The sequence below is a fragment of the Niallia sp. FSL W8-1348 genome (assembly GCF_038006745.1).
GTDB classification, from domain to species: domain Bacteria; phylum Bacillota; class Bacilli; order Bacillales; family Cytobacillaceae; genus Niallia; species Niallia alba.
Genome location: NZ_JBBOVV010000001.1, coordinates 249746 through 272945, shown reverse-complemented (window position 1 = coordinate 272945; position 23200 = coordinate 249746). Strand labels below are relative to the sequence as shown.

Here is a 23200-nt window from a genome sequence, read left to right as displayed (position 1 = left end):
ATATGGGATATATTAATGATATAAATTCGTTAAAATTAGATGTTTTAAGAGAGATCGGTAATATAGGAGCAGGAAATGCTGCCACTTCTTTGTCCAAGCTGCTTAATAAAAAGATTGATATGAAGGTACCAGATGTTCAAATTGTTACGTTTGATGAGATGATGGAAATGGCAGGTGGTGCAGATAATATCGTTGCGGGCGTTTTCTTAAGAATTGAGGGAGATATCCCAGGAAGCATGTTTTTCATCCTTCCTTTAGAGCAAGCGACTACATTTGTCCAAGATATGATCGGAGATACTTCTGTTGACTTAGCTGCGCCACCATATGATGAGCTATCTATTTCTGCGTTACAGGAATTAGGCAATATTTTATCAGGTTCCTATTTATCCTCTTTATCTGATTTTACCCAGTTATCATTGTATCCTTCTGTTCCAGCCCTTGCGATTGATATGGTTGGCGCTATTGTTACATATGGATTAGTGGAACTTTCTCAAGTAAGTGATTATGCGATTGTGATCAACACAGAATTAAATGAGGAAAATACAAGTCTGTCTAATACTGTAAATGGCCATTTCTTTTTATTACCTGATCCAGATTCTTTTACCCCTTTATTTCAGTCATTAGGAGTGAAAGATGGTGACTGAACAAATTACAGTAATTAAAGTTGGGATAGCTGATATGAATGTGGTGCAGTCCCCTAATACAATTCGAACTTCAGGACTTGGCTCATGCGTTGGAATTGTTTTATATAGTCCAATAAAACCAATTGCTGGTTTAGCTCATATTATGCTTCCAGAAGCATCCATAGCGAAATCAGGAAGCCTTAATAAGGCGAAATTTGCTGATACTGCGATTATAGAATTAGCAGATCGATTAGAAGTATTAGGGGTAAAGAAAAGCACGATGCTAGCTAAAATTGCTGGAGGGGCACAAATGTTTCAGTTCAACGGAACAAGTGATATCATGAGAATCGGTCCTAGAAACGTGGAAGCAGTAAAAAATACGTTACAATTATTAAGAATTAAATTAGTTAGCGAAGATGTCGGTGGAAATAGCGGTAGAACGATTGAATTTTCTCCAGCTACGCATCAATTGACGATTCGTACCGTGAATAAAGGGATTCATATTATTTAGTGTAGGGAATACGTTATTTAATACTATCTAGAAATGAGACTAGCTCTAAATTGAAGCATCCAATCTTATTATTTTGGGATGAATTCTGTTATTTAGAGCTAGTCTTTTTTATCATCTTTAGCATGAAGACCCTTTCCTCAAAAATCGAATAAGAGTTGAGGTGGGGAAGTTCTATTTTTAAAAACGGAAAAATGAATGAGTTGGAAAAATAGAGAAAAACAATTAGGGTCTTTATGCCTATTTTTAGTGTTGGTATTAGAAAGAATAGATAAAAAATCATGTCTTCTGCTAAAATCAATAGTGAAATATATACATAAAAAGTGTGAGGGTTTTTTGGCTTACAATTCTTATTTTTTGGCTGAATGGATAGGAATGTAAATGATAAAAATAAAGAAGCTGATTATTGGAGAAAATGAAATAGTGCCAATCTATATAAAGACGGTTGAAATAAAATAGGTAAAATAGAATGCTATATAACATAGAGAGTAAAGGTATGAAAGAAGAATATTCAGTAATTTATTGGAACTATTACACAAATGGGATTTTTTTGTTGAAAAAAAGGGGATATAAATGGTTAAGTTGTATTATATTCTTTTGCGTTTATCCCACTCTTCACGGACAGTAAGACGCCCCCCTCAAGCTTATAAGAATACGAGGAAGCTAGGTGGTAACTGCCCGTAAAGGTCCGATTGGTTCAACTAACCATCAGTGGGGGAGGAAGGAAAGCCCCCACTGATGGAAGTTTCACTTTATAGATATGTTTGGGTTTGTTCATTGTTCTAAGAGGAGGGTATTTAATGGCGAAGGAGTCAACAACAGAAGAAAAGCAAGCTTGGGAAATGTGGATTAATTCGAGAGATCAAGAGGCTGGCAATCAATTAATAAAAAAGTATATGCCCTTAGTCAGTTTTCATGTGCAAAGAATCTCAATAGGATTACCAAAAAGCGTATCCCGAGATGAACTAACAAGTCTTGGAATGATGGGCTTATATGATGCTTTACAACGATTTGATCCGAATAGAGACTTGAAATTTGATATATATGCATCTTTTCGAATTAGAGGTAGTATAATTGATGGACTTCGTAAAGAAGATTGGCTATCAAGGGGAACAAGGGAAAAATCAAAAAAGATTGAGGCTACTATTGAAAAACTTGAACAAAAATTAATGAGAAATATTACGGTTCAAGAAATTGCTGATGAGTTAGGGACTAGTGTAGATGAAGTGTATGCAACAATGAATGAACACTTTTTTGCTAATATCCTATCTATTGATGAGCAAATGAATGAGAGCGAAGAGAAAGAGGCACAAAGTTTCTCGATTCGAGATGATAAAACGGTTATACCAGAAGAAAAAGTAGTAAAAGATGAGCTAGTTCAAGAGATGGCAGACAAAATTAAGGAGCTTAATGATAAAGAACAGCTTGTAATCAGTTTGTTTTATAAGGAGGAATTAACCTTAACGGAGATTGGACAAGTAATGAACTTATCTACTTCTAGAATATCGCAGATTCATTCAAAAGCTATTTTTAAATTAAGGCATTCATTGGAAAAAGTAATTTAATGAGTAGGGTGTGGTGCACATGAGTTTAAAAGCAATAGAGATGCAAGTTGCATTACCGAGAACTTATGATGCAGGAAAGCTACAAGAACAACAGGATCAAAAACATCAGCAAATGTATTCCATTGCTTCACAAGAAGCCGGTAAGGAAGAGGTAAGGAAAAGAACAACGGTTATAAAGGGAGAAGGAAAAGGGAAAGTTACTTCTCATAAGAAAAAAGATAAACAGGTATTCGGTCAACAAAATAGCGAAGAAGAAATAGAACTAGATGAAATAGAGAGTAGACAAACGATACATCCTTATAAAGGACAAAGTATCGACTTTAGTGGATAGAGGGATGAAATGGTTAATTTTTTACTTTTTTTAAGTATTACTTTAAATTTAATTGCTATTCTTTGTATCGTAATATTGTATGTTCGTCAAAATCGGTTTGCGGACCTAGAAAAGGATCAGAAAAAGACTTTAGAAGAAATGGAAGAAGTGATCGCCACTTTTATCTCGGAAATTAAAGAGGAAAATGAGCAGTTCTTGGATAAACTTTATTCTCACCCAAAAGAGTCATCACATGAAAGAGAAGAGGAAAAAAGCAAGGATGAATCAGCAAGTCCTGATTTTAAGCCGAAAGAGTTGAAAGTGAATAAAGCAATGCTAAATGTCTATCAGAAAACGGTTCCTACTATTGAAACGACAAGTAAAAAAGAAGATCGCTTGGAAAAAGAAGATGTGAATGAGTTATTGAATTTAATACTACCTTCAGAGAAAGAGCCGAAGAAAAAGTCGATTCTTGAAATAGCAAAATCGATGCAAGCAGAAGGGAAAAGTATCGAAGAAATAGCAAAATCGTTAAACAAAGGCAAGACTGAAATGGAATTGCTACTGAAATTTAGACAAAATTCGTAAATATACTTGATTGCAAAGTTTACATATGCTATATTAACACATGGTGTTAATACACACGCTTTTGGATTTAATCATTGGTGCTGTAATTTTACAGTTTTGATTAAAAATGAAAAAAGCGGAGGAAATCAAAACCATTAGGAGGAAAAAACATGTCAGTTATTTCAATGAAACAATTACTTGAAGCTGGTGTACATTTCGGTCACCAAACTCGCCGTTGGAACCCAAAAATGAAAAAATATATTTTCACAGAGCGTAACGGCATTTACATCATCGATCTTCAAAAAACAGTTAAAAAGGTTGAAGAAGCTTATAACTATGTGAAAGAATTAGCTGGAAACGGCGGTACAGTTCTTTTTGTTGGTACTAAAAAGCAAGCACAAGATTCAGTTAAAGAGGAAGCTATCCGTTCTGGTCAATACTATGTAAACCAACGCTGGTTAGGTGGAACTTTAACTAACTTTGAAACTATCCAAAAACGTATTGCGCGTCTTAAAGATATTGAAAGAATGGCTGAAGATGGTACATTCGACGTACTTCCTAAAAAAGAAGTAGTTCAATTAAACAAAGAGCTTGAGCGTTTAGAAAAATTCCTAGGCGGAATTAAAGATATGAAAAAAATTCCTGACTGCTTATTCATCGTAGATCCACGTAAAGAACGTATTGCAGTTGCAGAAGCTCATAAATTAAATATTCCAATCGTTGGTATTGTTGATACTAACTGTGATCCAGACGAAATTGATGTTGTTATTCCTGCGAATGATGATGCAATCCGTGCTGTTAAATTATTAACTGCAAAAATGGCAGATGCTATTCTTGAAGCTAAACAAGGCGAAGAAGTAACAACTGCTTAATTAGAACCGCATGACTTGTTATACGTATTAGTTTAGGATCATTAGATAAATAAACTTGATGGATAATAAGTAATTGTTTAGGGACTTGTGGAAAAGGTGATAAAGAGCAACCCTCTTATCACCTTTTTTTCAAGCATCCTGCTTAAAAATGAAATAAATTGGTTAAAAAAATAATACATAAACCTTAAGGAGGCAAATTACTATGGCTGTTACAGCTCAAATGGTAAAAGAACTACGTGAAAAAACTGGTGCTGGAATGATGGATTGTAAAAAAGCACTTACTGAAACTAATGGTGATTTAGATAAAGCAATTGACTTCTTACGTGAAAAAGGTATTGCAAGTGCTGCTAAAAAAGCTGATCGTGTAGCTGCTGAAGGTTCTACTTACATTTCAGTAGAGGGAAACGAAGCAGTAATTCTTGAAGTAAACTCTGAAACAGATTTCGTTGCGAAAAACGAAGGTTTCCAAAACTTAGTAAAAGAACTTGCTTCACATATCTTAGCAGTTAAGCCTGCAACTGTTGAAGAAGCACATGCTTCAAACATCATTGAAGGAACTACTGTTGAATCACACATCAATGCTGCTATTGCTAAAATTGGTGAAAAATTATCTTTACGTCGTTTTGAAATCAAAACAAAAACAGATAACGATTCATTTGGTGCTTACCTTCATATGGGCGGACGCATTGGTGTTCTAACTGTTCTAGAAGGAACTACTGATGAATCAGCTGCTAAGGATGTTGCAATGCACATCGCTGCATTAAACCCTAAATATGTTTCTCGTGACCAAGTTTCTCAAGAAGAAGTGGCACATGAGAGAGAAGTATTAACACAACAAGCACTTAACGAAGGTAAACCAGCTAATATCGTTGAGAAAATGGTTGAAGGCCGCTTAGGTAAATATTTTGAAGATGTATGTGTACTTGATCAATCATTTGTTAAAAACCCAGATCAAAAGGTTCGTCAATTTGTAGAATCTAAGGGTGCAACTTTACGTGAATTCGTTCGTTACGAAGTTGGAGAAGGTATCGAAAAACGTGAAGATAACTTCGCTGAAGAAGTAATGAACCAAGTAAATAAGAAATAATAAGTGAACGATTAATGTTTTCATAGGGGGCACCATGGTGTTCCCTATTTTTCAAGATATTAAAAATAAAGCGGAGGTTTCCATGAGTAGTAATCCAAAATATAAACGTGTTGTTCTGAAATTAAGTGGGGAAGCATTAGCCGGTGAAGCTGGATTTGGTATTAACCCTAGCGTAATAAAAAATGTAGCACAGCAAGTGAAGGAAGTTGCAGATCTTGGTGTAGAAGCTGCTGTAGTAGTTGGCGGCGGAAATATTTGGCGCGGTAAAATCGGGGAAGAAATGGGAATGGACCGTGCTAACGCTGATTACATGGGAATGCTTGCTACAGTAATGAATTCATTGGCGCTTCAAGATAGTTTAGAGCAAATGGGCATCGAAACACGTGTCCAATCTTCTATTGAAATGAGACAGGTAGCTGAACCATATATTAGAAGACGTGCGATTCGCCATCTTGAGAAGAAACGTGTTGTGATTTTTGCAGCAGGAACAGGAAACCCTTATTTCTCAACAGATACAACAGCTGCCCTAAGAGCTGCTGAAATTGAAGCAGATGTTATTTTAATGGCAAAAAATAATGTAGACGGCGTATATTCAGCAGATCCGAAAGTGGATAAATCTGCTACAAAATATGAAGAACTTACTTATTTTGATGTCATTAAAGATGGTCTAGCTGTAATGGATTCAACCGCTTCATCATTATGTATGGACAATGATATTCCGTTAATTGTATTCTCTATTATGGAAAACGGTAATATTAAAAGAGCTGTAATGGGCGAGACAATTGGAACAATAGTGAGGGGGAAAAATAATGCCTAAACAAATTATCGCTAATACAAAGGAAAGAATGGATAAAGCAATCCAAAGTTATTCGCGTGAACTTGCAAGTATTCGAGCTGGAAGAGCAAATGCTTCGTTATTAGACAGAATCTCCGTAGATTATTATGGAGCACCAACACCAATTAATCAACTTGCTGGTATCAGTGTTCCAGAAGCTAGATTGCTTGTTATTCAACCATATGATAAAAGTATTCTTGGGGACATTGAAAAAGCAATTCTTAAATCAGATATTGGATTAAATCCTTCTAACGATGGAAGTGTTATCCGTCTTTCTATTCCTATGCTAACGGAAGAACGTCGTAAGGAATTAGTGAAGAATGTGAAAAAAGAATCCGAAGAAGCGAAAATTGCTATTCGTAATATTCGTCGAGACGGTAATGATGACTTGAAAAAATTAGAGAAAAACGGAGATATCACAGAAGATGATCTTCGCGGTTATAATGATGATATTCAAAAATTAACTGACGAATACATCGTTAAAGTCGATGCTTTGACAAAAGAGAAAGAAAAAGAAATTTTAGAAGTATAACACTAAATTAGCTTATGGAATGCGAAGTTTAATATGGTGAGTTGATTAAGCGTAGGATACGGGATTCCCGCGGGGGATGAGGGAAGTGTGAGACCCCACAAGTAAAGCCGAGGAGCACCATCCCTCCCCACGGAAAGCAAGAACTCCTTGGTGCAATCAACAGGCTTTATATATATGTTGATTTAACCCTCTACTATATAGGGGGTTTTTTTCTTCATCTCATCAAAAACCAGATTTAAATAATGTCCAAAATATTAATTCTTTTGCCCTAAAATAGTCAAAACAAGGGAGTTTTTAATTTCATAGTTGCTTAAGCTGACTATTTTCCTATAATATAGAAAGGGAACTTATTCTGTTATCCTATTATTGGATAAGATTATTAGACAAAAGAATTTAATAGAAAAGTGGATCCTTGTTTATAACGAATAAATATCATTATCTTGATGATTATCATCATAATCGTTTAGTAGAGAATATAAATAGATACAGGTCATTTACCGTATATATATTACTGTTAATAGAAGGATACATAAGGGATCTATTTTGGAGGAGCTATTTTATGTTTAACAAAATAAGGTTATGGAAGAAGAAACCTGTTTCTTCTAATCTCCAAGACCGTATATCAGCACTTAAAATGCGACAAATTCCAGAACATGTTGCAATTATCATGGATGGAAACGGTCGATGGGCAAAAAAAAGAACCTTGCCTAGAATTGCCGGCCATCATGAAGGAATGAAATGTGTAAAGCGAATTACAACAAGTGCAAATGATCTTGGAATTAAAGTGTTAACTTTATATGCTTTTTCCACAGAGAATTGGAAAAGGCCAAAATCGGAAGTAGATTATATTATGTCACTACCTGAACAATTTCTCGGTACGTTCTTGCCTGAATTGATTGAAAAAAATGTTCGAGTAACTGCTATTGGTTATACAGAAGGGTTGCCGGAGTCTACACTTAATTCGCTAAATCATGCCGTGGAACAAACAAAGTATAATACGGGTCTTCAATTAAACTTTGCTTTAAATTACGGCTCTCGGGCTGAAATCATAGATGCTGTTAAAAATGTTGTAAAAGACAGTGAAACGGGGAAAATAGAGATAGATAACTTTTCAGAAGAAATGTTTTCTACTTATTTAATGACAGGGAAAATAATTGAACCTGATCTATTAATTCGTACAAGTGGGGAAGTAAGAATTAGCAATTTTATGTTATGGCAAATAGCTTATTCCGAGCTATATTTTACTGATGTATTATGGCCGGATTTCAGTGAACTACATTTAATCGAAGCAATCGAAGAATTTCAAAACAGACAACGCCGTTTTGGTGGAGTCTGAAGAGAGTTGGGTTAGAGAGATGAAGCAAAGAATCATTACAGCAGTTATTGCAATAGCCGTATTTTTACCGTTTGTATTAATTGGGAAACTACCATTAGTGTTGTTTACTTTTCTATTAGTTGGAGTCGGTATATTTGAAATGTATCGGATGAGAAAAATCTCCTTTTTTTCTGTTCCAGGGCTACTATCATTATTAGCGGTATGGATGATAGTATTGCCAAACCATTATCTTGCTAATTTGAATATGACAAAAATAGAAATTGGTTTAATTGCTGTTTTGTTATATTTAACTTATATGGTTTTTTCTAAAAATCGATTTACCTTTGATGATGTTGCATTCTCCATATTAGCTGTTATTTACATAGGAACAGGTTTTCATTTCTTCATTGAAATTAGAGAAACGCATTTAGCGTATCTTATTTATTCCTTATTTATCATTTGGGCAACTGATTCTGGCGCATATTTTATTGGTAAAGCTATTGGTAAGAGAAAGCTATGGCCGGAAATCAGTCCAAATAAAACCGTAGAAGGTTTTTTAGGTGGTATTCTATGTGCTTTAGTGGTAGGAGTTCTATTTAGTGTGTTTGACTACATACAATGGTCTATAGGCTTTGCTTTTACTACCGTTATTTTATCTATTTTTGGACAAATTGGGGATTTAACAGAATCAGCGTTAAAACGTTATTATGATGTAAAAGACTCTGGTAGTTTATTACCAGGACATGGCGGGATTCTTGATCGTTTTGATAGCCTTATTTTTGTCTGGCCACTTCTTTATTTTATCTTTGAACGATTTCTTGATTTAATTTAAGGTTGTTTTTTTTAAAAATCGTTGTTTTTTCAATAGGAGAAAAGAATTAGTTGGAAAAATGGAGCAGCCAGAATACACGTAGACTCCTGTGGGATTAGCGAGACAGTCTGAGACCCCGGAGGCAAAGCTGAGGAGGCTTAAGCTTAGCCCCACGGAAAGCGAAGTGTATTCCGGCTGCGGGTAATAGCAACAAACTATACGAGAACAGCCTAATTTAAAATAAATAGTAGGAAATATGGGTGTAGGAGTGAGGTAGTGAAGTATATTAGTTTGCTTGGGGCAACTGGTTCGATTGGAACGCAAACCTTGGATGTTATTAAAAATCATCCTGACATGTTCCAGTTAGTTGCCTTTTCATCAGGAAGAAATATGGAACTTACAAAAAAGATAATCCAAAAATTTAGACCATCGCTTGTTTCTGTTGCCGAAAAACAAGATTATGACCAATTAAAACAAATCTTTCCGACTATACGTTTTAGCTATGGAATGGAAGGCTTGGTTGAGGTAGCTGTTTTCGATAAAGCGGATATACTCGTGAATGCAGTAATTGGAAGCGTGGGTCTCCATCCAACGCTACAAGCAATTGAAGCTAAAAAGGTTATAGCAATTGCAAATAAGGAAACATTAGTTACTGCAGGGCATATTGTGATGGAGGCTGCTGCAAAATATAATGTACCTGTATTACCAGTTGATAGTGAGCATTCTGCTATTTTTCAATGTTTACAAGGGGAAAATCAAAAGAATATTGAACGCCTTATTATTACTGCTTCAGGCGGAAGCTTCCGAAATCTAAGCAGAAAAGATTTAGAGAAAGTTACAATAGAAGATGCTCTAAACCATCCAAACTGGTCAATGGGAGCAAAAATTACGATTGATTCTGCGACCATGATGAATAAAGGTTTAGAAGTAATTGAAGCACACTGGTTATTTGGGCTTCCATATGAGAAAATAGATGTATTACTACATAAAGAAAGTATTATTCATTCCATGGTAGAATTTCAGGATGGCAGTGTGATTGCTCAATTAGGTACCCCAGATATGCGGATACCAATCCAATATGCTCTTGCGTTTCCAGAGCGTCTTCCTGTAGCACATGGGAAGCGATTAGATTTAGCTACAATTGGAAAATTACACTTTCAACATATGGATTTGGAGCGATTTAGATGTCTTCGTTTTGCCTATGAGGCTGGAAAAGCAGGTGGAACTTTACCAACTGTATTGAATGCAGCAAACGAAGTAGCCGTACAAAAGTTCTTGAATCAGGAAATTAGCTTTCTACAAATTGAGGATTTAATCGAAAAAGCGCTAAATAGTCATCAGAATATACTAAACCCTAGTCTTGAAGTGATCCAAGAGGTAGACTTAGAAACAAGAAAAAGAGTAAGCACACTTCTATAAAAAGGTGGTTAAATTTTGTATACAGTTATAGCTTTTATCATCATTTTTGGTGCATTAGTATTTTTCCATGAATTAGGGCATTTTGTGTTAGCTAAGCGGGCAGGTATTTTATGCCGTGAGTTTGCTATTGGAATGGGACCTAAAGTTCTTTCCTTAAAAAAGGGAGAAACCGTTTATACGATTCGTCTTCTACCAATTGGAGGCTATGTTCGTATGGCAGGAGAAGATCCTGAGATGGTTGATATTAAGCCAGGTCATCGAATTGGTTTAATTCTTAATGAAAAAGAAGAAGTAACAAAATTGATTATTAACAACAAAGAAAAGTATCCAAATGCACGTGTTATTAATGTAGAAGATGCTGATTTAGAACATAAGCTTTTTATTAAAGGATACGCTGAGGAAGATGCGGAAGAAAATCTTCTCGTATTTCCGGTGAAAAAAGATGCTGTTTTTGTTGAAAATGGGATTGAAACACAAATTGCACCCTATGACCGTCAATTTGCAAGTAAATCATTAGGACAGCGAACGCTTGCTATTTTTGCAGGTCCAGCGATGAATTTCGTATTAGCTTTTCTAATCTTTATTGTTATAGCTCTATTGCAAGGCATCCCATCAAATGAGGCAAAGCTTGGAAAGTTAACAGATGATGGAGTAGCACTCAGTGCAGGACTGCATGAAGGGGATAATGTTATAAGTATTGATGGTCAATCCGTTGGATCTTGGAAAGAGGTTGTTTCCATCATTCAAAAGAGTCCCGGGGAAAACCTAGAATTTCTAATCGATCGTGATGGACAAGAAATGACCATTGATGTTACACCGAAAGAAACAGAAGTAGATGGGAAAACAATAGGTCTAGTCGGTGTCTATAGCCCGATGGAAAAATCACCATTAAAATCTATTCAATATGGAGCTACACAAACCTTTACATGGACAAAGAATATTATTGGGGCAGTCGGTAAACTTGTCACTGGTCAGTTCTCGATTGATGCATTAGGCGGACCAGTAGCTATTTATCAATCTACAGACACTGTAGCTCAATCAGGCATCTATTCTTTAATGAATTGGGCTGCTGTTCTAAGCATTAATTTAGGTATCATGAACTTACTTCCACTACCTGCATTAGACGGTGGGCGACTACTGTTCTTTGCAATTGAAGCAGTTCGTGGTAAACCAATTGACCGACAAAAAGAAGGATTAGTTCATTTTATTGGTTTTGCCTTATTAATGCTACTGATGATTGTCGTCACTTGGAATGATATCCAACGATTTTTTATAAAGTAGGGTACTATTCATTCCCCTTGTTGAAAGGGGAATGTTGTTTTGTGGAGAAGGTTTTTTGTAGATGAATGCTGCTCGTTGATAGTGGCACATGGACATAAGATTCACCGTAAGAGAGGGGGTATTCCTTGTGAGGTCTCCCCTTCCCCACAAGAGTCTTGTGTCGGAGCAGCATGAACTCGGGGTAATAAACTTTATTTCTTCGTAACAACATTATAAACATATACAAATAATAGAGGTGCAAACATAGATGAAGCAAAGTAAAATGTTAATTCCAACATTAAGAGAAGTGCCAGCAGATGCAGATATTAAAAGCCATCAGCTATTATTAAGAGCAGGGTTTATTAGACAAAATGCAAGTGGGATTTACTCTTATTTACCATTGGCAAACAAAGTAATAAAGAAAATTGAAAAAATTATTCGCGAAGAAATGGATGCCGCTGGCGGAGTCGAATTATTAATGCCTGCCTTGCAGCAAGCAGAATTATGGCAAGAATCCGGCAGATGGTTTACATATGGACCAGAATTAATGCGCCTAAAAGATCGCAATAGTCGTGAATTTGCACTAGGTGCAACCCACGAAGAAGTAATAACAAGTTTAGTGCGAGACGAAGTAAAATCATATAAAAGACTACCACTAACACTTTACCAAATCCAAACGAAATTCAGAGATGAGAAAAGACCACGTTTTGGTATCCTGCGCGGCAGAGAATTTATTATGAAGGATGCTTATAGTTTTCATTCTTCTCATGAAAGTTTAGGAGAAGTTTATGATGCTATTTTTCAAGCGTACTGCAATATTTTCGAGCGCTGTGGCTTAAACTATCGTGCTGTAATCGCAGATAGTGGTGCAATGGGTGGGAAAGATACGCATGAATTCATGGTATTATCTGATGTTGGAGAAGATACAATTGCTTATTCAACAGAATCCAATTATGCTGCAAATATTGAAATGGCACCAGTTATAAATTCTTATGAAAAAGTAGAAGAGCCGGTAAAAGAGCTAGAAAAAGTAGAAACGAAAGATCAGAAAACAATTGAAGAAGTTTCTTCTTTCTTAAATGTTCATGCAGATAAATGCATTAAGTCTCTATTATTTAAAGTGGATGAAAGATTTGTGCTTGTGTTAGTTCGCGGCGATCATGAAGTGAACGACATAAAGGTGAAAAACCTATTAGAAGCAAATGTAGTTGAACTAGCAGACCATGCAGATACGGAAAAAATATTAGGAAGCAAGGTTGGTTCATTAGGTCCAATTAATGTTAAAGATGTGGAAGTAATTGCAGATAACGCTGTGAAAGCAATTATTAATGGTGTTTGTGGGGCAAATGAAGAGCATTTTCACTATGTGAATGTGAATGCTGACCGAGATTTCTCAGTCGACCGATATGCAGATATTCGTTTCATTCAAGAAGGCGACCTTTCACCAGATGGAAAAGGCACAATTACTTTTGCAAAAGGAATTGAAGTAGGTCATGTCTTTAAACTTGGCACTCGCTATAGTGAAGCAATGGGAGCTACTTATTTAGATGAAAACGGTAGAAGCCAATCGTTGATTATGGGTTGCTATGGAATTGGTGTTTCCAGAACGATGGCGGCAATTGTGGAGCAGTTTAATGATGACAGGGGAATTGTATGGCCAAACGCTGTAGCCCCATTTGATGCACATTTAATCACTGTAAACACAAAAGACGAATCGCAAAATGAGTTAACAGATAAATTATATACCGCGTTAAAAGCCAATCACTTCGATGTATTAGTTGATGACCGTGCAGAGCGTGCTGGTGTTAAATTTGCTGATTCTGATTTAATCGGACTGCCAATTCGCATAACAGTTGGTAAAAAAGCAGCTGAAGGAATTGTTGAAGTGAAAGTAAGAAGTACAGGAGAAATGCTGGAAGTTCATGAAAGTGAGTTAGTGGCAACGATCCTTCGATTAACACAAGTAAAGGGATAAGCGAAAAACAGGATAAAAGAAAAAGATTTAGCCAATTGCTAAATCTTTTTCTTTTTGTGTATTGGATTGTATGCTAAACTGCTTTAAGTAAATGAACAGTTTTTTATCTGTGATATAATATTTTTATAGAATTTAGCAAGAGTGGAAGGAGCGACATAAATGAGTGATATACAAGGAAAAGTGGATCGTTTCCAGATTTTGTTGCAGCAATTGCAATTAACGGACGATCCATATATTTCCCATTTTCGCAACGCCAGCATTGAAAAAATTGTTGTCGAAAAGCGGTCCAAAAAATGGCATTTTCATTTTTTGTTTGATGATATCATTCCATTTCAAGTCTATCAATTATTTACTACCAAGTTAAGAAGTAGCTTTTCGCATATTGCTACTATTACGTATGATATTCGAGTAAGAAATGGAATCGTCACAGACGTATTAATTCGTGACTATTGGTCTGCATGTATAGAGGAGATGCAAGGGATTTCTCCACCCCTTTTAAAGCTATTAAATGAACAAGTGCCTCAATTTAATGGGAATAAGCTAACCATTCAAGTTAGAAACGAGATGGAAGGCTTAGCGATCAAGAGGAAATATGCTAACTTGATTACGGATGCCTATCAATATTTTGGCTTCCCTGCCATGAGCTTAGATACAGAAATAGTAGAAGAAAAATCAAATTCAGAGTATGAACAATTTTTACTTGCGAAGCAAAAAGAGGATGAGGAAAGAGGAAAGCAAGCTTTACTAGACATTCAGAAGATGGAAGCTGAAAAAGAAGCTGGTGATTCTCCAATCCCGAGTGGTCCATTAACAATTGGATTAACAATTAAAGACGATAGCGATTATCGTCGCCTCGAAGAAATTGTGGATGAAGAAAGACGTGTTACCGTGCAAGGATATGTCTTTTTTGCAGAAACAAAAGAGCTTCGTAGTGGAAGAACATTGTTGACATTTAAAATAACAGATTATACAAGTTCTATTCTTGTAAAAATGTTCTCACGTGATAAAGAAGATGCAGCGCTTTTTCAATTAGTGAAAAAGGGCATGTGGCTTAGAGCACGAGGAAGTATTCAAAATGATACATTTGTTCGCGATTTAGTAATGATCGGGAATGATTTAAATGAAATTAAGCCTGTCGAACGAAAAGATACAGCGAAAGAGGATGAAAAGCGTGTAGAGCTGCATCTTCATACACCAATGAGTCAAATGGATGCTGTTTCATCAGTGGCTACGCTTGTTACTCAAGCAAAAAAATGGGGGCATAAAGCGATCGCTATTACAGATCATGCTGTTGCGCAATCATTCCCTGAAGCGTTTGGAGCTGGAAAGAAAAATGATGTGAAAATTCTTTATGGGGTAGAGATGAATCTAGTAGACGATGGCGTACCGATTGCCTATAATCCAAAAGATATCGTACTCGAGGATGCTACGTATGTCGTGTTTGACGTTGAAACGACAGGACTTTCTGCCGTTTATAATACGATTATAGAGCTTGCGGCAGTTAAGATTCATAATGGCGAAATCATTGATCGATTTGAATCGTTTGCGAATCCACATCATCGCCTTTCCGCAACGACGATTAACTTAACAGGTATTACCGATGATATGGTAGAAAGTGCACCTGAAATAGATATTGTATTGCGTAAGTTTGCCGATTGGACAGGGGATAGTATTCTAGTTGCGCATAACGCATCGTTTGACGTTGGTTTCTTAAATGTCGGCTATCAGAAAGCAGGGTTGCCTAAATCGACTAATGCAGTCATAGACACATTGGAGCTGGGTAGATTTTTATACCCTGAAATGAAAAACCATCGTTTAAATACGTTGGCGAAGAAATTTGATATCGAATTAACTCAGCATCACCGAGCTATTTATGATGCAGAAGCAACTGGATACCTTGCTTTAAAAATGTTGAAGGATGCTTCTGAAAAAGGGATCATTAATCATAATCAATTGAACGATAATATGGGGCAGGGAAATGCATACCAAAGAGCTCGTCCTTATCACTGTACGGTACTTGCTCAAAACGACGTTGGCTTAAAAAATCTGTTTAAGCTCGTATCAATCTCTCATATTAATTATTTCTATCGTGTCCCGCGTATTCCAAGATCTGTGTTGCAAAAATATAGAGAAGGTTTGCTTGTAGGGTCAGCCTGTGATAAAGGGGAAGTCTTTGAGGCAATGATGCAAAAGGCTCCTGAGGAAGTAGAAGATATTGCCCCATTTTATGATTATTTAGAGGTAATGCCCAAAGAAGTGTACGCTCATTTAATGGAGATGGAGCTCGTCCAAGATGAAAAAGCATTGGAAGAAATTATCGCTAATATTGTAAAACTTGGCGACAAGTTAGACATACCAGTAGTGGCGACAGGAAATGTTCATTATCAAAATCCAAATGATAAGATTTATCGAGAAATTTTAGTCGGTTCACAAGGTGGAGCGAATCCACTTAACCGCCATAAGCTTCCTGATGTTCATTTTCGGACAACGAATGAAATGTTAGACTGTTTTAACTTCCTTGGAAAAGAAAAGGCGAAAGAATTAGTAGTAACGAACACTAATAAAATCGCCGATATGATTGATGTCATTAAACCGATTAAGGATGATCTTTATACACCAAAAATTGAAGGCTCAGAAGAAGAAATGCGAGAAATGAGCTATAGCATGGCTAGACGAATTTACGGAGATGAATTGCCGGAAATCGTGGAAGCACGCTTGGAAAAAGAATTAAAAAGTATCATCGGGCATGGATTTGCCGTTATCTATTTGATTTCTCATAAACTCGTGAAAAAATCATTAGATGATGGATACTTAGTAGGTTCTCGTGGATCTGTTGGTTCTTCCTTTGTTGCCACGATGACAGAGATAACCGAGGTTAATCCATTGCCCCCACACTATATATGTGCAGAATGTAAATATTCGGAATTCTTTAATGATGGTTCTGTTGGATCTGGATTTGATTTGCCTGATAAGGATTGTCCAAACTGTGGGGCTCGCTTAAAGAAAGATGGTCATGATATTCCGTTTGAAACTTTCCTTGGATTTAAAGGGGATAAGGTACCTGATATAGATTTGAATTTTTCCGGTGAATATCAGCCGATCGCCCATAACTATACAAAAGTACTGTTTGGTGATGAGTATGTATACCGTGCAGGAACAATAGGTACAGTAGCTGATAAAACAGCATATGGTTATGTTAAGGCTTATCAAAACGATAATAATTTACAAATTCGCGGAGCGGAAATTGATCGATTAGCTTCTGGCTGTACAGGTGTTAAACGAACAACTGGTCAGCATCCGGGGGGGATCATTGTTATTCCAGATTATATGGATGTATATGATTTTACGCCAATTCAATTTCCAGCAGATGACCGAAATTCGGAATGGAAAACGACCCATTTTGATTTCCATTCTATTCATGACAATGTATTAAAACTCGATATTCTTGGTCACGATGATCCAACTGTTATCAGAATGCTTCAAGATTTAAGTGGGATAGATCCTAAGACGATTCCAACAGATGACCCTGAAGTAATGAAAATATTTAGCGGTACAGAGTCCCTTGGAGTAACACCGGAACAAATATATTGTAAAACTGGTACATTTGGTATTCCTGAGTTTGGAACAAAATTTGTTCGGCAAATGCTCGAAGATACGAAGCCAACTACATTTTCTGAGTTAGTACAGATATCTGGTCTATCTCATGGTACGGATGTATGGTTAGGGAATGCCCAAGAACTTATTCATAATAATATTTGTAACTTAAGTGAAGTTATTGGATGTCGTGATGACATCATGGTCTATCTGATTTATCAAGGACTTGATCCTAGTTTTGCTTTCAAAATCATGGAAAGTGTACGTAAAGGGAAAGGTCTAACAGATGAAATGGAAGAAGAGATGAGAAAGAACGAAGTACCGGAATGGTATATTGATTCTTGTAAAAAAATAAAATATATGTTCCCTAAGGCGCATGCTGCTGCTTATGTATTAATGGCAGTTAGGATTGCCTATTTCAAAGTGCACCATGCATTATTATATTACGCAGCCTATTTCACTGTTCGTGCCGATGATTTTGATGTTGATGCGATGGTAAAGGGATCTCATAGTATTAAAGCAGTAATAGATGATATTAGTGCAAAAGGGTTAGATGCATCTACGAAAGAGAAAAACTTGTTAACAGTAATGGAACTTGCTTTCGAAATGGTAGAAAGAGGATATACCTTTAAGAAGGTGGATTTATATAAATCAAGTGCTACTGAATTTATTATTGAAGGAAATGCTCTTATACCGCCGTTTAACAGTATCCCAGGATTAGGAACAAATGCTGCTATTAACATTGTCGAAGCAAGAAAAAATGGGGAATTCTTATCGAAAGAGGATTTACAACAACGCGGAAAAGTTTCGAAAACAATTATGCAATATCTTGACAATCATGGTTGCTTGGCTGATATGCCGGATCAAAACCAGCTTTCTTTATTCTAAAATTTTTTTGGATAGGGGAAGAAACGTTGAAGTTACGGACTTTCATTTGCATAACTGAAGCGGTTATGGTATAGTTTAGTTGGAAATACTAAGGATAACTTTCGCGAATGGAGAGTGGGGCAACCCACTCTTTCCTGTTTGTATTAGGGTTTTTTCTTGAAAAACAGAGTGAATATTATCGCACAAATTGATGGATGAGCAACAAGTGTACATATTTTAGTTTGCTAAGTTGACTCTAAAAACATAATAAGGTTCCTTGCTTAAGGAGGGAAAAATTTTGAGCAAAGTAACAGAAATAGTCGAAGAAATGGTACATCCCATTTTAGATGAACTACACTTAGAATTAGTAGATGTCGAATATGTAAAAGAGGGACCAAACTGGTTTTTACGTGTATATATTGACAAAGAAACTGGTGTAGATATTGATGAATGTGCAGTCGTTAGTGAAAAACTAAGTGAGAAGTTAGATGAAGTCGATCCGATTTCAGAGAACTATTTTCTTGAGGTTTCTTCACCTGGAGCAGAACGACCATTGAAAAAAGACAAAGACTTCGAAAAAGCGATTGGGAAAAATGTTTATATTAAAACATATGAACCAATTGAAAAGGAAAAAACATTTGAAGGAATCTTAACAGCTTTTGATGGGAAATCAGTGACAGTCGAAGTCAAAATTAAGACTAGAAAGAAAACGATTGAAATTCCATATGAAAAAGTGGCAAAAGCAAGACTTGCTGTTAGTTTTTCCTAATTATAAAGATCAAATGAGACAGCTTATGACAGCTTCTTTACAATGATCAATAATTTTTGATAAAAGAGAATAAAGGGGGATACACGCTCATGAGCAGTGAATTAGTTGATGCTCTAGTGTTACTTGAAAAAGAAAAAGGAATATCGCGAGAAGTGATCATGGATGCAATTGAAGCAGCATTGATCTCTGCTTATCGCCGTAATTTTAACCAGGCACAAAACGTACGAATTGATTTGAATTTAGGTGCAGGGTCCATGCGTGTATTTGCGAGAAAAGAAGTAGTTGATGAGGTATTTGATCCACGTCTTGAAATTTCTTTGGAAGATGCACAAAAAATTAATCCGAACTATGAAGTAGAAGATGTTGTTGAACTAGAAGTTACACCAAAAGATTTTGGACGTATTGCAGCACAAACTGCGAAACAAGTAGTTACACAACGAGTTCGCGAAGCTGAAAGAGGAATTATTTATTCTGAATTTATCGATCGCGAAGAAGATATTATGACAGGGATTGTTCAACGTCAAGACAGTAAATTCATTTATGTCAGCTTAGGTAAAATTGAAGCAATTTTACCTACAAATGAACAAATGCCAAATGAGCATTATAAACCACATGATCGCATTAAGGTTTTCTTAACAAAAGTGGAAAAGACAACAAAAGGTCCACAAATCTTTGTATCTAGAACACATCCTGGTCTACTGAAAAGATTGTTTGAGATGGAAGTTCCTGAAATCTATGATGGAACAGTAGAAATAAAATCAGTTGCGCGTGAAGCTGGAGATCGTTCAAAGATTTCCGTTCATTCTGATAATGAAGAAGTAGATCCAGTAGGTTCTTGCGTAGGTCCTAAAGGAACTCGTGTGCAGACGATTGTGAATGAGTTAAAAGGGGAAAAGATTGATATTGTTAAGTGGTCAAGTGATCCAACAGTATTTGTTGCGAATGCCTTAAGTCCTTCGAAAGTACTAGAAGTTATTGTAAACGAAGAAGAAAAAGCAACAACTGTTATTGTTCCCGATTATCAATTATCATTGGCAATCGGTAAAAGAGGCCAAAATGCACGCTTAGCAGCGAAGCTTACTGGCTGGAAAATTGATATCAAATCTGAATCAGAAGCAAGAGAGGCTGGAATATATCCAACTGAAAATTCATTGATTAAATTTGATGATGAGGCAGACGAAGAGGATGATTTCCGTTTGAGCACGGAAGATTTCGAGATTTGAGGTGAATGTGTGTGAACAAACCAAGAAAAGTACCAATGCGTAAATGTGTTGCTACCGGTGAAATGAAGCCGAAAAAAGAACTAGTTCGCATCGTTCGTTCCAAAGAAGGGGTTGTATCCGTCGATTTAACGGGAAAAAAATCCGGTCGAGGAGCATATCTTTCATTGGACAAAGAAGCAGTACTATTAGCCAAGAAGAAGAATATTCTTTCTAACCAGCTTGAAGTGACAGTAGATGATACTGTTTACGATGAGCTGTTAGAACTAATAGATAAGGAGCAAAGACAATCCAAATGAACGATAACAAGTGGATGTCATTACTTGGCTTAGCAAATCGAGCACGGAAAATAACCTCAGGTGAGGAATTGACCGTAAAAGAAATTAGAAGCGGTAATGCAAAACTAATATTATTATCGGAAGATGCATCACAAAACACGACAAAAAAAATCACCGATAAATGTCGTTCCTATAAAGTACCAGTGAAGCTTGTTTCAAATAGGGAAATCCTAGGGAAAGCAATAGGGAAAGAGCAAAGAGTGGTTGTCGCTGTTTTGGATAATGGATTTGCAAAAAAACTTTTAACGCTGCTCGATTAATTCTAGCGGGGGTGAAATGATGAGTAAAGTGCGAGTATACGAATACGCAAAACAATATAACATTTCAAGCAAGGATGTTATTGCTAAATTAAAAGAGATGAATGTAGAAGTCTCAAACCATATGACAACATTGGAAGAGGACGCAATTAAAAAATTGGATAGTGTATATAATAAAAAGAGTGAAGAAAATAAGCCAAAAGCACCGGCTCAAAAAGCGGCTGCTAAAAATATCGCGGACGAGTATGAAAAAGAAAGCGATGAAATGGCTGAAAAGGGGAAAGTAAATCAATCTGTGAAAAATACTAAAGATAATAAACCAGGTTTTAATAAACCAAAAACTAATAATAACAACAATAAGAATAGAAACAACAATAATCGCAAAGGGAAGCAAAATGCTGCTCCAGTTGCACCTCCAGCTCCGAAAAAAGAAAAAGAATTACCGGAAAAAATTACATTCAGCGAGTCTTTGACAGTTGCTGAATTAGCAAAAAAATTGCATCGTGAACCATCTGAAATCATTAAAAAATTATTCCTTCTTGGTGTAATGGCAACAATCAACCAGGAGTTAGATAAGGATGCAATTGAATTAATCTGTACAGATTACGGTGTTGAAGTCGAAGAAGAAGTGAAAATCGACACAACCGATCTAGAAGTATACTTTACAGATGATGAGAACGCAGAATTAGTAGAGCGTCCGTCTGTTGTTACAATTATGGGACACGTTGACCATGGGAAAACAACATTACTTGATAGCATTCGTAATACAAAAGTAACAGCAGGAGAAGCTGGTGGAATTACACAGCATATTGGTGCATATCAAATCGAGGAAAATGGTAAGAAAATTACATTCCTTGATACACCTGGACACGCAGCCTTTACAACAATGCGTGCACGTGGTGCAAAAATTACTGATATCACGATTCTTGTTGTCGCTGCAGACGATGGAGTAATGCCACAAACAATTGAAGCAATCAACCATGCGAAAGCCGCTGAAGTTCCAATTATTGTTGCAGTCAATAAAATGGATAAACCAACAGCAAATCCTGACCGTGTAATGCAAGAATTAACAGAACATGGATTAGTACCGGAAGCTTGGGGTGGGGAAACTATCTTTGTTCCACTTTCCGCGTTAACTGGAGAAGGTATTGATTCATTACTTGAAATGATCCTTCTAGTAAGTGAAGTAGAAGAATATAAAGCAAATCCAAAACGTAACGCTGTAGGTACTGTTATTGAAGCACAGCTAGATAAAGGGAAAGGTTCTGTGGCAACATTGCTTGTTCAAAACGGAACGCTAAACATTGGTGACCCTATTGTAGTTGGTAATACATTTGGTCGTGTTCGTGCGATGGTAAATGATTTAGGTAGACGTGTGAAAACAGCTGGACCATCTACTCCAGTAGAAATTACAGGATTAAATGAAGTTCCTCAAGCTGGTGACCGCTTCGTTGTTTTCAATGATGAGAAAACAGCAAGACAAATCGGGGAAGCTCGTTCTACTCAAGCCATTCAAGCTCAAAGATCAGAAAAAACAAGAATCAGCTTAGACAACCTGTTTGAACACATGAAACAAGGGGAAATGAAAGATATTAACATCGTTCTTAAAGCCGATGTTCAAGGTTCAGCAGAAGCGTTAGCTGCCGCTCTATATAAAATAGAAGTAGAAGGTGTTAACGTTAAAATCATTCATACTGGTGTAGGGGCAATTAATGAGTCAGATATTACACTTGCAGCAGCATCAAATGCAATTGTAATCGGATTTAACGTGCGTCCAGATGTAAATGCGAAAAGAGCTGCAGACGCTGAAGAAGTAGATGTACGCTTACACCGTATTATTTATAAAGTAATTGAAGAAATTGAAGCAGCGATGAAAGGAATGCTTGATCCTGAGTTCCAAGAAAAAATTATTGGTCAGGCTGAAATTCGTCAAACATTCAAAGTTTCTAAAATCGGTACAATTGCAGGTTCATACGTAACGGACGGGAAAATTACAAGAGATAGCGGAATTCGCTTAATCCGTGACGGTGTTGTTATTTTCGAAGGGGAAATCGATGCCTTAAAACGTTTCAAAGACGATGCAAAAGAAGTAGCTCAAGGTTACGAATGTGGTATTACAATCAAAAACTTTAATGATGTTAAAGAAGGCGATGTAATTGAAGCATACGTAATGGAAGAAATTGAGCGTAAATGATTGTTGGTTTAATGACAGTGGAATGCATCATTTATGATGCCCACTCATTAAAAGAAAAGCGGGCGGTTCTGCAAAGAATTATGACCCGCTTAAAACAAAAATTTAATATCTCTATTTCAGAAGTCGAGTATCAAGATACTTGGCAAAGAACAAAGCTTGCAATTGTTACTGTTGCTTCCGTCCGTGTTTCTGCAGAAGGCGTGTTGCAACAAACACAGCAGTTTATCGATTCTTTTCCGGAAATAGAGAGAACCATTACAGATATAGAATGGCTTTAAAAAA

21 protein-coding genes are annotated in these 23200 nt (G+C 36.4%); all 21 read left to right on the top strand.

Going from position 1 to position 23200, the window contains the following annotated elements:
* Positions 1-2 precede the first annotated feature (2 nt).
* Positions 3-644: a chemotaxis protein CheC gene (locus NST60_RS01470; RefSeq protein ID WP_101730020.1), complete on the top strand. Its 642-nt coding sequence runs from the start codon at positions 3-5 to the stop codon at positions 642-644.
* Positions 637-1134: a chemotaxis protein CheD gene (locus NST60_RS01465; RefSeq protein ID WP_016201147.1), complete on the top strand. Its 498-nt coding sequence runs from the start codon at positions 637-639 to the stop codon at positions 1132-1134. Before NST60_RS01470 ends, NST60_RS01465 begins: the two co-directional genes overlap by 8 nt.
* A 797-nt stretch (positions 1135-1931) precedes the next feature.
* Positions 1932-2696 (top strand): FliA/WhiG family RNA polymerase sigma factor, encoded by a 765-nt coding sequence (locus NST60_RS01460; RefSeq protein WP_341098022.1) that lies wholly within the window; start codon positions 1932-1934, stop codon positions 2694-2696.
* A 19-nt stretch (positions 2697-2715) separates the two neighbouring features.
* On the top strand, positions 2716-3027 hold the full coding sequence (locus NST60_RS01455; RefSeq protein WP_016201149.1) for a hypothetical protein: 312 nt from the start codon (positions 2716-2718) through the stop codon (positions 3025-3027).
* A 9-nt stretch (positions 3028-3036) separates the two neighbouring features.
* Entirely contained in the window at positions 3037-3594 is a 558-nt protein-coding gene (locus NST60_RS01450; protein WP_101730018.1) for a hypothetical protein, read from the top strand.
* A gap of 149 nt (positions 3595-3743) precedes the next feature.
* Positions 3744-4445, top strand: a complete 702-nt coding sequence (gene rpsB, locus NST60_RS01445; protein WP_016201151.1) for a 30S ribosomal protein S2 — start codon at positions 3744-3746, stop codon at positions 4443-4445.
* A gap of 202 nt (positions 4446-4647) precedes the next feature.
* Positions 4648-5532 carry a translation elongation factor Ts gene (gene tsf, locus NST60_RS01440; protein WP_016201152.1) on the top strand — a complete coding sequence of 295 codons (885 nt, stop codon included), beginning with the start codon at positions 4648-4650 and terminating at the stop codon, positions 5530-5532.
* 82 nt (positions 5533-5614) lie between these two features.
* Complete coding sequence (gene pyrH / locus NST60_RS01435) at positions 5615-6349, top strand: UMP kinase (protein ID WP_040342548.1); 735 nt, start codon at positions 5615-5617, stop codon at positions 6347-6349.
* Positions 6342-6899 (top strand): ribosome recycling factor, encoded by a 558-nt coding sequence (frr, locus tag NST60_RS01430; RefSeq protein WP_016201154.1) that lies wholly within the window; start codon positions 6342-6344, stop codon positions 6897-6899. The genes pyrH and frr overlap by 8 nt, the downstream gene beginning before the upstream one ends.
* A gap of 559 nt (positions 6900-7458) precedes the next feature.
* Positions 7459-8235, top strand: a complete 777-nt coding sequence (locus tag NST60_RS01425; protein ID WP_016201155.1) for an isoprenyl transferase — start codon at positions 7459-7461, stop codon at positions 8233-8235.
* A 19-nt stretch (positions 8236-8254) separates the two neighbouring features.
* Positions 8255-9046: a phosphatidate cytidylyltransferase gene (locus tag NST60_RS01420; protein ID WP_016201156.1), complete on the top strand. Its 792-nt coding sequence runs from the start codon at positions 8255-8257 to the stop codon at positions 9044-9046.
* Positions 9047-9301: 255 nt separating this feature from the next.
* A complete protein-coding gene (locus NST60_RS01415) occupies positions 9302-10444 on the top strand; it encodes a 1-deoxy-D-xylulose-5-phosphate reductoisomerase (RefSeq protein WP_169188382.1) in 1143 nt (380 codons plus the stop codon).
* A gap of 15 nt (positions 10445-10459) precedes the next feature.
* Positions 10460-11725 (top strand): RIP metalloprotease RseP, encoded by a 1266-nt coding sequence (gene rseP / locus NST60_RS01410; protein ID WP_016201157.1) that lies wholly within the window; start codon positions 10460-10462, stop codon positions 11723-11725.
* A 247-nt stretch (positions 11726-11972) separates the two neighbouring features.
* Positions 11973-13679: a proline--tRNA ligase gene (locus NST60_RS01405; RefSeq protein WP_016201158.1), complete on the top strand. Its 1707-nt coding sequence runs from the start codon at positions 11973-11975 to the stop codon at positions 13677-13679.
* A gap of 159 nt (positions 13680-13838) precedes the next feature.
* Positions 13839-18161 (top strand): PolC-type DNA polymerase III, encoded by a 4323-nt coding sequence (locus tag NST60_RS01400; protein WP_169188383.1) that lies wholly within the window; start codon positions 13839-13841, stop codon positions 18159-18161.
* 274 nt (positions 18162-18435) lie between these two features.
* Positions 18436-18909, top strand: a complete 474-nt coding sequence (gene rimP, locus NST60_RS01395; RefSeq protein ID WP_169189652.1) for a ribosome maturation factor RimP — start codon at positions 18436-18438, stop codon at positions 18907-18909.
* A gap of 89 nt (positions 18910-18998) precedes the next feature.
* Positions 18999-20132, top strand: coding sequence for a transcription termination factor NusA (gene nusA, locus NST60_RS01390; protein WP_016201163.1), 1134 nt, complete (start codon positions 18999-19001; stop codon positions 20130-20132).
* Positions 20133-20143: 11 nt separating this feature from the next.
* The gene (gene rnpM, locus NST60_RS01385; RefSeq protein WP_016201164.1) at positions 20144-20428 is read left to right on the top strand and encodes an RNase P modulator RnpM; all 285 of its coding nucleotides are present in this window, start codon (positions 20144-20146) and stop codon (positions 20426-20428) included.
* Complete coding sequence (locus tag NST60_RS01380) at positions 20425-20727, top strand: YlxQ family RNA-binding protein (protein WP_016201165.1); 303 nt, start codon at positions 20425-20427, stop codon at positions 20725-20727. The genes rnpM and NST60_RS01380 overlap by 4 nt, the downstream gene beginning before the upstream one ends.
* A gap of 19 nt (positions 20728-20746) precedes the next feature.
* A complete protein-coding gene (infB, locus tag NST60_RS01375; RefSeq protein ID WP_016201166.1) occupies positions 20747-22918 on the top strand; it encodes a translation initiation factor IF-2 in 2172 nt (723 codons plus the stop codon).
* Positions 22915-23196: a DUF503 domain-containing protein gene (locus NST60_RS01370; protein ID WP_016201167.1), complete on the top strand. Its 282-nt coding sequence runs from the start codon at positions 22915-22917 to the stop codon at positions 23194-23196. Before infB ends, NST60_RS01370 begins: the two co-directional genes overlap by 4 nt.
* Positions 23197-23200: the final 4 nt, after the last annotated feature.